The organism is Collimonas sp. OK607, from assembly GCF_900111995.1.
Lineage (GTDB): Bacteria > Pseudomonadota > Gammaproteobacteria > Burkholderiales > Burkholderiaceae_D > Collimonas.
Genome location: NZ_FOKF01000083.1, coordinates 1 through 3,048, shown reverse-complemented (window position 1 = coordinate 3,048; position 3,048 = coordinate 1). Strand labels below are relative to the sequence as shown.

Genomic DNA, 3,048 nt, shown 5'->3' with positions numbered 1-3,048 from the left:
ATGCAAAGCGAACGCGGCGAACTGAAACATCTAAGTAGCTGCAGGAAAAGAAATCAACCGAGATTCCCAAAGTAGTGGCGAGCGAAATGGGAACAGCCGCAAGTTTTAGCAGTGGACATAGTAGAACGACTTGGAAACGTCGGCCATAGAGGGTGATAGCCCCTTATACGAAATGATCATTGTGGAACTAAGCTTGCAACAAGTAGGGCGGGACACGTGTAATCCTGTCTGAACATGGGGGGACCATCCTCCAAGGCTAAATACTCGATATCGACCGATAGTGAACCAGTACCGTGAGGGAAAGGCGAAAAGAACCCCGGAAGGGGAGTGAAATAGATCCTGAAACCGTGTGCATACAAACAGTAGGAGCGGACTTGTTCCGTGACTGCGTACCTTTTGTATAATGGGTCAGCGACTTACATTCAGTGGCAAGCTTAACCGTATAGGGAAGGCGTAGAGAAATCGAGTCCGAATAGGGCGTTCAGTCGCTGGGTGTAGACCCGAAACCAAGTGATCTACTCATGGCCAGGATGAAGGTGCGGTAACACGCACTGGAGGTCCGAACCCACTAATGTTGAAAAATTAGGGGATGAGCTGTGGGTAGGGGTGAAAGGCTAAACAAACTTGGAAATAGCTGGTTCTCTCCGAAAACTATTTAGGTAGTGCCTCAAGTATCACCATCGGGGGTAGAGCACTGTTATGGCTAGGGGGTCATCGAGACTTACCAAACCATTGCAAACTCCGAATACCGATGAGTGCGAGCTTGGGAGACAGACGCCGGGTGCTAACGTCCGACGTCAAGAGGGAAACAACCCAGACCGCCAGCTAAGGTCCCAAAGATTGGCTAAGTGGCAAACGAAGTGGGAAGGCTAAAACAGTCAGGAGGTTGGCTTAGAAGCAGCCATCCTTTAAAGAAAGCGTAATAGCTCACTGATCGAGTCGTCCTGCGCGGAAGATGTAACGGGGCTAAGCCAGTCACCGAAGCTGCGGATATCCGTAAGGATATGGTAGGAGAGCGTTCTGTAAGCCTGCGAAGGTGTCTTGTAAAGGATGCTGGAGGTATCAGAAGTGCGAATGCTGACATGAGTAGCGATAATGGGGGTGAAAAGCCTCCACGCCGTAAGCCCAAGGTTTCCTGTTCAACGTTCATCGGAGCAGGGTGAGTCGGCCCCTAAGGCGAGGCAGAGATGCGTAGCTGATGGGAAGCAGGTTAATATTCCTGCACCGTCGTTAGATGCGATGGGGGGACGGATCGCGGAAGGTTGTCCGGGTGTTGGAAGTCCCGGTTCCTATATCAGAGAAGGCTGTTAGGCAAATCCGGCAGCGTAATTCAAGGGTATGGGACGAGTGAATTTATTCACGAAGCAATCGGAAGTGGTTCCAAGAAAAGCCTCTAAGCTTCAGTCTAACGAGACCGTACCGCAAACCGACACAGGTGGGCGAGATGAGTATTCTAAGGCGCTTGAGAGAACTCGGGAGAAGGAACTCGGCAAATTTGTACCGTAACTTCGGGATAAGGTACGCCCCGGTAGTTTGACTGGCCTGCGCCAGAAGGACGAAAGGGCTGCAATAAAAAGGTGGCTGCGACTGTTTAATAAAAACACAGCACTCTGCAAACACGAAAGTGGACGTATAGGGTGTGACGCCTGCCCGGTGCTGGAAGATTAAATGATGGGGTGCAAGCTCTTGATTGAAGTCCCAGTAAACGGCGGCCGTAACTATAACGGTCCTAAGGTAGCGAAATTCCTTGTCGGGTAAGTTCCGACCTGCACGAATGGCGTAACGATGGCCACACTGTCTCCTCCCGAGACTCAGCGAAGTTGAAATGTTTGTGATGATGCAATCTACCCGCGGCTAGACGGAAAGACCCCATGAACCTTTACTGTAGCTTTGCATTGGACTTTGAACCAATCTGTGTAGGATAGGTGGGAGGCTTTGAAGCGGGGACGCTAGTTCTCGTGGAGCCAACCTTGAAATACCACCCTGGTTTGTTTGAGGTTCTAACCTTGGTCCGTTATCCGGATCGGGGACAGTGCATGGTAGGCAGTTTGACTGGGGCGGTCTCCTCCCAAAGTGTAACGGAGGAGTTCGAAGGTACGCTAGGTACGGTCGGACATCGTGCTAATAGTGCAATGGCATAAGCGTGCTTAACTGCGAGACTGACAAGTCGAGCAGGTACGAAAGTAGGACATAGTGATCCGGTGGTTCTGTATGGAAGGGCCATCGCTCAACGGATAAAAGGTACTCTGGGGATAACAGGCTGATTCCTCCCAAGAGTTCATATCGACGGGGGAGTTTGGCACCTCGATGTCGGCTCATCACATCCTGGGGCTGTAGCCGGTCCCAAGGGTATGGCTGTTCGCCATTTAAAGTGGTACGTGAGCTGGGTTTAAAACGTCGTGAGACAGTTTGGTCCCTATCTGCCGTGGGCGTTGGAAATTTGAAGGGGGCTGCTCCTAGTACGAGAGGACCGGAGTGGACGAACCTCTGGTGTACCGGTTGTCACGCCAGTGGCATTGCCGGGTAGCTAAGTTCGGAAGAGATAACCGCTGAAAGCATCTAAGCGGGAAACTTGCCTTGAGATGATATTTCCCGGGAACTAGATTCCCCTAAAGGGTCGTTCGAGACCAGGACGTTGATAGGCTGGGTGTGGAAGCGTAGTAATACGTTAAGCTAACCAGTACTAATTGCCCGTGAGGCTTGTCCCTATAACCTTAGCAGGTTATATGATGAGCTTATTTGTTTGCCAAGGTGCTCAACACACCGTTTGGACATTCATACCCAACCGACCTCACCCACCCTGGTGAGGTCGGGTTAAAAAACTACTTCTTCTAGATTGCGTTGTGCGTTGCTCCACCTGGAGAACGAACAGCGGTTACAAGTTATGCCTGATGACCATAGCGAGTTGGTACCACCCCTTCCCATCCCGAACAGGACCGTGAAACGACTTTGCGCCGATGATAGTGCTGCAACCAGTGTGAAAGTAGGTCATCGTCAGGCTTTTATTAAAAAACCCTCTGAACAAACGTTCAGAGGGTTTTTGCTTTG

Annotated in this window: 2 rRNA genes; both read left to right on the top strand. The window is 50.9% G+C overall.

What is annotated here, in order from left to right:
- Positions 1 to 2,708, top strand: a 23S ribosomal RNA gene (locus BM029_RS25430); the annotation flags it as partial.
- Positions 2,709 to 2,887: 179 nt separating this feature from the next.
- A 5S ribosomal RNA gene (rrf, locus tag BM029_RS25425) occupies positions 2,888 to 3,000 on the top strand.
- Positions 3,001 to 3,048 lie beyond the last annotated feature (48 nt).